This is a genomic window from Streptomyces sp. UH6 (assembly GCF_013421635.1).
GTDB lineage: Bacteria > Actinomycetota > Actinomycetes > Streptomycetales > Streptomycetaceae > Streptomyces > Streptomyces abyssomicinicus.
In genome coordinates, this window is the sequence record NZ_JACADT010000246.1 from 1 (window position 1) to 6,815 (window position 6,815).

Annotated in this window: 5 protein-coding genes; 3 read left to right on the forward strand and 2 right to left on the reverse strand. The window is 72.6% G+C overall.

The features are described from left to right. Positions 1-465: 465 nt before the first annotated feature. A complete protein-coding gene (locus HW445_RS14290; RefSeq protein ID WP_257231067.1) occupies positions 466-2,235 on the forward strand; it encodes an ABC transporter ATP-binding protein in 1,770 nt (589 codons plus the stop codon). A gap of 62 nt (positions 2,236-2,297) precedes the next feature. Here the strand turns inward: HW445_RS14290 and HW445_RS14295 are convergent, their stop codons facing one another. Beyond that, positions 2,298-3,647 carry a M14 family metallopeptidase gene (locus HW445_RS14295; RefSeq protein WP_180221401.1) on the reverse strand — a complete coding sequence of 450 codons (1,350 nt, stop codon included), beginning with the start codon at positions 3,645-3,647 and terminating at the stop codon, positions 2,298-2,300. A gap of 201 nt (positions 3,648-3,848) precedes the next feature. Between HW445_RS14295 and HW445_RS14300 the strand changes: the two genes are divergently transcribed. Further along, entirely contained in the window at positions 3,849-4,757 is a 909-nt protein-coding gene (locus HW445_RS14300) for a fructosamine kinase family protein (protein WP_180221402.1), read from the forward strand. Positions 4,758-5,368: 611 nt separating this feature from the next. Here the strand turns inward: HW445_RS14300 and HW445_RS14305 are convergent. Further along, complete coding sequence (locus tag HW445_RS14305) at positions 5,369-6,100, reverse strand: hypothetical protein (RefSeq protein ID WP_180221403.1); 732 nt, start codon at positions 6,098-6,100, stop codon at positions 5,369-5,371. 160 nt (positions 6,101-6,260) lie between these two features. Between HW445_RS14305 and HW445_RS14310 the strand changes: the two genes are divergently transcribed. Next, the gene (locus HW445_RS14310; RefSeq protein WP_180221404.1) at positions 6,261-6,749 is read left to right on the forward strand and encodes a hypothetical protein; all 489 of its coding nucleotides are present in this window, start codon (positions 6,261-6,263) and stop codon (positions 6,747-6,749) included. Positions 6,750-6,815 lie beyond the last annotated feature (66 nt).

Sequence of the window (6,815 nt, forward strand, 5' to 3'; positions counted from 1 at the left end):
GGCAGCGTCGCGTCCGCCGCGCCACCCGCTGTGCCGCGCTTCTTGCTGTTATATAACTTATCCACGGTCACCGGCCCGGTCCGTCACGCCCGCCCGGAACCCCGTGCGCCCCAGGGGTCACCGGAACCGGCGTTTCGGCCACCGCCCGCCCCTGGAGGGCCCTGGCGGCACTGCGACGGCGCTCCCCACCCCGTGCGCCGTACGGGTCGCGGCCCGTCCGAAATCGAGCGCGTTCGATTCGCCGGTCGCGTCGTTGTGCTGTGCACCGGCGCATCACCGCACCGTCGTGAACCCGACGCACCGTTCAGGAGGCCCGCGTTGACCGCACAGGAAGCAGTACCCCCGCCGACCTCGCCGTCCGGCCCGCCCTCGTCCCCTCCCCCGCCTCCCCCGCCCGCACCGGCGGAGATCACCTATCAGGGGCACTACTCCGTCAACCCCCTGGCCCAGGTCTCGTTCCGGCGCATGTGCGCGCAGATCCCCCGGGTCCTGGGCCGGATCGGCGCCCTGTGCCTGCGGACGGACCGGCGGGCGGTACGGCTGCTGGTCGGCTGCCAGGTGGTGACGGGCGTGTCCGCCGCGGTCCTGCTGGCCGCGACGGCCGGCGCGATGGGGCCCCTGCTGGGCGGCGGGGAGGTCACCGACCGGCTGCGGGACGCGCTGCCCGCGCTGCTGGTGGTGGCCCTGGCCGCCGCGCTGGCACGCGTCTGCGGGGCCGTGGCGGTCTACGCGGAACGGCGGGTGACCCCCCTGCTGACCACCGCGACGGACACCATGCTGGTGGAGGGGGTGTGCCGGGTGGAGGCCTCGGCCTACGCCGTCGACGGCTTCTCCGACCGCCAGGAGGCGGCCGAGATGGGGGTCATGCGCACCCAGGTCATGGTCGGCGACGCGCAGCGGTTCCTGTCCGCGCTGATCCGGATGGTGACGGCCGGCGGCGTGCTGGCGGTCCTCGACCCGGTGATGCTGCCCCTGCTCCTGCTGGCCGTGCTGCCCGCCGGGGTCGGAGCGGTGCTCACGGCCCGGGTGGACTACCGGATCCACTACGCCAACGTCGCCGACCGCAACGTCCGGGGCATGATGCGCTGGTGGGCGACGACGCCGAAGTACGGCGACGAGGTCCGGGCCAACTCGATGACCGACTACCTGGTCTTCTGGTACCGGGCGCTGTCGGAGCGCTGCGACCGCCGGACCCTGTCGGCGGCGCCCCGCACCCTGTGGATCTCGCTGCTCTCGGCGCTGGCGGGAGGCGTCTTCCTGGTCGCCACCTGGGGCACGCTGGCCTGGCTGGCGGCCACCGGGCGGATCGAACTCGCCGTCGCCGCCACCGCGGTCGTCGCCGTGCAGACGACGCTCGCCGCGCTCTCCCAGGTGGTGGTCAACGGGGCCGCCGTCTTCCACACCAGCCTCTACCTGGGCGACATGCAGACCTTCCTCGACGACGCGGCCGCCCGTGCCCCCCGGCGCGGCGGGCACGCCCTGACCGACCCGGTCGAGGAGATCCGGCTGGAGGAGGCCGTCTACCGCTACCCGGGCAAGGACCGGCCCGCCGTGGACGGCGTGTCACTGACTCTGCGCCGCGGCCAGATCCTCGCCGTCGTCGGGGCCAACGGCTCCGGCAAGTCCACCCTGACCCGCCTGCTCACCGGCGTCTACCTGCCCGACAAGGGCAAGGTCACCTGGAACGGCGCCGACCTCGCCGGCACCGACCCGGCCACCGTGTGGGCCCGCACCGGGCTGGTGCCGCAGATCTTCGCCCAGTGGCCGCTGCGTGTGCGGGAGAACATCACCCTCGGCCAGCCCCGCAGCCACGACGACGGGCCGGTCTGGGAGGCCGTCGACGCGGTGGGCCTGCGTGAGGCCGTGGAGGACCTGCCCGCCGGGCTCGACACCCTCCTGGCCCGCGACGTGTTCGGCGGGGCGGAGCTGTCCGGCGGCCAGTGGCAGCGCATCGCCTGCTCCCGGGCCCTCTACCGCAAACCGGCCCTGCTCATCCTGGACGAGCCGACCTCCCAGATGGATCCCCGCGGCGAGCACCGGATCTTCGAGCGCGTGAAGGCCGTCGCCGCCGACCGGATCACCATCGTCGTGACCCACCGCCTGGAGAACACGAAGATCGCCGACCACATCGTCGTCATGGAGCACGGCCGGATCACCGAGCAGGGGCGCTACGACGACCTCGTCCACGCCGGCGGCACCTTCGCCGAGCTCCTCGCCCTCTCCCAGGACCGCTGACCCGGGAGACCCGGGAGACCCGCCGGCCCTCCCCCGCTCGGGGGGAGGGCCGGCGGCTTCCGTCAGGCGCAGTACTGCGCCTGCTTGCCGATCGACCGGTACATGCAGTCCGCGTTCTCCAGGAGCTGCAGGACCGCGTCACGGTTGCGGGACGTCTCCCGCTCGATCACCTCGTCGGGCGGGTAGAACCCGCCGCCGGAGCTGGACGAGGGGTACATCTCGAAGGTGTACGAGAAGATCCTGTGCACGCCCCAGAGGTAGTCGTTGATCGACCCGTCCGTGATGTACAGGTCGCTGGACTGCTCGGCGGTGTAGCCGTTGCTGGCGGCCATCTTCTGCCCCACCGCGGCGAAGGCGTTGCGGTCGTCGGCCGTCATCCCGGTCGCGGTGTCGGAGTAGGTGTAGCCGTACGGCCACAGCACCAGCTCGCTGTAGGTGTGGAAGTCCACGCCCGCCTTGATCTGCTGCGTGCCGCCCACCACCCGGCTGCGCACGAAGTCGGCGACCACCTTGACCTCCTTGGCGGACTCCCCCGCGGTGCCCCGGTAGGTGTCGGAGGACGCGGAGCCGGAGGAACCGCCGCAGCAGCCCCAGCGGTGGGCCCAGTTGCGGTTCAGGTCCGTACCGACGTAGGAGGAACCGGCGTTGGGCTGGCGGTTCTTGCGCCAGGAGCGGTAGGAACCGGAGGCGATGTCGTACTCGCCGCCGTCCGGGTTGAGGTCCGGGACGATCCAGATCTCACGGCCGTTCACCATGCTGGTGACCCGGGAGTCGGTGCCGTAGTCGCTGGTCAGTTCCCGCAGCAGGTACAGCGCCATCTCCACCGTGAGGTGCTCACGGGCGTGCTGGTGGTGGGTGAACAGCACCTCCGGTTCGGCCTCGTCGGTGCCGACGTTGTCGCTGATCTTGACGGCGACGATGTTGCGCCCCTGGTACGAGGTGCCGATCACGCGCTGGGAGGCGATCTGCGGGTTGGCCTGGACGATCGCGTTGATCTCGCTCGTCATCTCCGCGTAGTTGTGGTACCTCGAGTCGGCGGACGGGAAGTCGAGCGGGGTGACGCCGTCCGCTCCGGCGGAGCGGTCGGGGACCGCGGCCAGCGGGGTGATGTCGTAGCCCTGCGCGCGGAGCTTCTTGACCTGGCCGGCGGTGCCGGAGACGACGACGCCGTGGCCGTGGACCTCGTCGACGGTCACCCCGGCCCGCTGGAGGGCGGTGCGGTCCTCGGCGGTGGAGTGCAGGTGGACCTCGTACTGGCGGACCTCGTCCGCCGCGGCCGTCGCGGCGGAAGCGGCCGGGGTGTCGTCGGCGGACGCCGAGACGGGGGCCGCGATGGCCAGGGCGAGCAGAACGGCGAGGGCGGCGGTGCGTCTGCGGCTTCGGGGTACCGGGCCGTGGAGGCGGAGTCGCATGAAGTCTCCTCGATTCTCCGGGAGTTCGGGATGGTTCCGGATCTGGGGAGTGACGCGGGGTGGTGCCTCGGTGCGACGTGCGCGGTACGACGTGCTGGCGCGGGTGTGGCGCCATCGTGCGGCGATGGCATGCCCCGGTCAAGAGTGGCGAACCGGAACCTGGCCGGAACCGGCCCGGCCGTGCGGTGGTTGAATGCCCGCATGCCCCAGGAGGAGACACTCGTCGAGCGCCTCGCCGAGGCGGGCCTCACCGCCGTGGCGGTGGAGGAGGCCGCCGGCGGAGCGGTGGCCGTCGCAGGCCTGGCCACCCTGCGGGACGGCACGGAGGTCTTCGCGAAGACCCTGCGCGGGCCGGGGCCGGACCTGTTCACCGTCGAGGCCGCCGGGCTGGCCGCACTCCGCGGATCCGGCGGGGTGCGCACGCCGGACGTGCTGCTGGCCTCTCCCCGGCTGCTCGTGCTGGAGCGGATGCGGCCGCGGGTGGACACCGAGGCGTTCTGGGAGGCGCTGGCCCGCGCCGTCGCCGCCCTGCACCTGTCCACCGTCACCGACCGGTTCGGCTGGCACCGCGACGGCTGGCTCGGCCGCATGCGTCAGGACAACACGTGGGACACCGACGGGCACCGGTTCTTCGCCGAGCGGCGGATCCTGCGGTGGCTGCCGGAACCGCCGGTCGAGGCGGCGTTCGACGCGGAGGACCGCCGTGCCCTGGAGCGGCTCTGCGCGGCCCTGCCCGAGCTGGTTCCGGACGGGCCGGCGTGTCTGACCCATGGCGACCTGTGGGCGGCGAACGTCGTGGCCACGGCCGAGGGCGCACCGGTGCTCGTCGATCCCGCCGTCTCCTGCACCTGGCCGGAGGTCGACCTCAGCATGCTCCGGTGCTCGCCGCGCCCGGCCGCCGCGCGGCGGTTCTTCCCCGTGTACCGGGAGGTGGCGGGCCTCCAGGACGGCTGGGAGGAGCGCATGCCCCTGCTCAACCTCCGCGAACTGCTCGCCGCGGTCGCCCACGGCGACGACAGCTGGGGTGCGGTGGAAGAGGTCCGCAGGCTGGTCCGGCCCTTCCGCCGCACCGGGGGCGCCCGCGGGCGTCAGGCGGTCACGCCGGCGTGAGTCTCTCCTTCGACCCGGTAGTACCCCTGCTCGGAGGGGCCCGGACGGTCTTCGGCGGTGCATGGGAGGACCGTACGCGGCCGAACGTGCCCACCCCCTTCCGCGACGCGCGCGGGCGGGCGCGGGCGGGCGCGCGGGCGGGCGACGGGCCGCCGACCGGGTCCGCACATGGCGGAACCCGGGAGCGGTATCCGGCTCCCGGGCCCCTGGGGATGCCACCCGTTGCGCACGCCGACGGCGTTTCAAGAGGCGGGATCAGACTCAGAACCTCGTGTTCTTCCATTGAACTACCGCGCCGGGAAGAGGCGCAGGCGAGAGTCGAACTCGCACTTCGAGGAGGTTCGTCCCACCCCGGTCGAACCGGCGATAGGTGGCGATGCTGAAATTCGAGCGAGAGTCTGAGATTCAGGCGGCGTGCCTCTGCCGATTGGGCCACCCCGGCGCGTGGTGCCGGGGGAAGGATTCGAACCTTCACCGTCGCCGCTTCCTCAGGCTGATGTCGTTCAGTTTCAGCTTGCGCTCGCGGTGCGGACCGGTCCTCACCCGGTCCGCGCCCGATACGCACCCCCGCGCTCGCACGCGGGGGCGATCATGGGGCCACCCCTGCGACCTCAGTCGAAGAGGTAGCCGAACACCGCGTCCCCGACCCGCTGGTCGGTGACCTCGGCCGAATTGGCCTCCTCGCGGGCGAACTTGACCGCCCGCTGGAGCTTCTCCACCCGCTCGAGCAGCTCGTTCACCCGCCGCGCCGGCAGCGCCCCGGAGAACTTCACCGTGGTCCAGTAACCGATCGGCACGTCCTCGTAGTAGACCTCGACCTGCGCCGGGTGCTTCTCGGTCGCCTCGGCCTTGACGTGGTTGCGCGGCACCTTCTTGGTGCGGATCGTGCGGACCGGGTCGGTCTTCCACCAGTCCGTGGACGGGTCCAGCGACCAGGACTCGGCGGCGTCGAGCACGGGGAGCTTCTTGACGAAGGTGTGCAGGTCGGTGAGCTGCTTCTCCAGGAAGAGCAGGTAGCTGACGGGCACGTCGGCGGCGAGCGTGCGGCCGTCCACCGTGACGTCGGCGGAGGCCGTGCGGTTGGCCCAGTCCTTGGTCGCCGTCACGTCGAACAGACGGGTCAGGGACGCGGCGGTCTCCCGCAGCACGTCCTCGGCCTTGACCTGCACCCGCGTCGACTCGGGCGGCAGCTGCTCGCCCTCCTCGTCCTTCGGCTGGTACGACCGCGAGATGCCCGCCAGCAGCGCGGGCTTCTGCACCTTGTGGTGCGCCGCGGTGATGTCCTGGAACGACTTGCTCTTGACGCCCTTTTCGACAGCGACGATCTGGTTGAGCTTCGCCATTGCGTCCCCCCTTTCGAACACGAGGAACATAGACCACGTCGGCCGGGTGTCTCCTCCGAATTTCCGGGGCCGCCGGGGCAGGCGGCACCGTACCGGAGCGCGCCTCCTTCTGGCACCATGCATCACCGGTCCCGGCCCGCTCCCCCGCCCCGGAGGACACATGCGTATCCGCTCCCTGCCCGCCCTCACGGTCGTGGCGCTCTCCCTCCTCGCCGGCTGCTCCCAGGACGACGAAGCGGCGGACCGCGGGTCCGGGGCGGCGTCGACGGGGTCGGCGGCGGAGTCGGCGGCGGAGAACAAGCCCTCCGCCGGGGAGGCCCGCGCCCTGGAGCGGGCCGTGGAGGCCTACGTCACCGCCTACTTCGGCAACGACGCCCCGACGGCGCTCGGCATGATGTCGCAGCGCTGCCGGAGCGTGCTCGTCCACGAGGCGGAGCACGCCGACAAGCGGGGCGAGGAGGCGTACGCGGCCGCGGTGGAGCAGGTCGCCGAGGAGCACGGCCCCCGCGAGGCCGCGGACGTGACGGTGGACGAGGTCTCCGGCGACCGGGCACGCGTCTCCTACCGGGTCGACGGCCTCCCGGAGTTCGACCAGAAGGGGCAGCCCTGGGCCCGCGAGGACGGGGCGTGGAGGTACGACGCCTGCTGACGCCCCGGCCGCCCGCGCGGCGGGCGGGCCCTCACGGCCGGGGCAGCACGAGGCGGAACGTGGCCC

Bases quoted from the DNA above. Each gene is read 5' to 3' on its own strand.
- HW445_RS14310 (WP_180221404.1), top strand. From the start codon at position 6,261: ATGCGTATCCGCTCCCTGCCCGCCCTCACGGTCGTGGCGCTCTCCCTC.
- HW445_RS14290 (WP_257231067.1), top strand. From the start codon at position 466: ATGTGCGCGCAGATCCCCCGGGTCCTGGGCCGGATCGGCGCCCTGTGC.
- HW445_RS14295 (WP_180221401.1), bottom strand. From the start codon at position 3,647: ATGCGACTCCGCCTCCACGGCCCGGTACCCCGAAGCCGCAGACGCACC.
- HW445_RS14305 (WP_180221403.1), bottom strand. From the start codon at position 6,100: ATGGCGAAGCTCAACCAGATCGTCGCTGTCGAAAAGGGCGTCAAGAGC.
- HW445_RS14300 (WP_180221402.1), top strand. From the start codon at position 3,849: ATGCCCCAGGAGGAGACACTCGTCGAGCGCCTCGCCGAGGCGGGCCTC.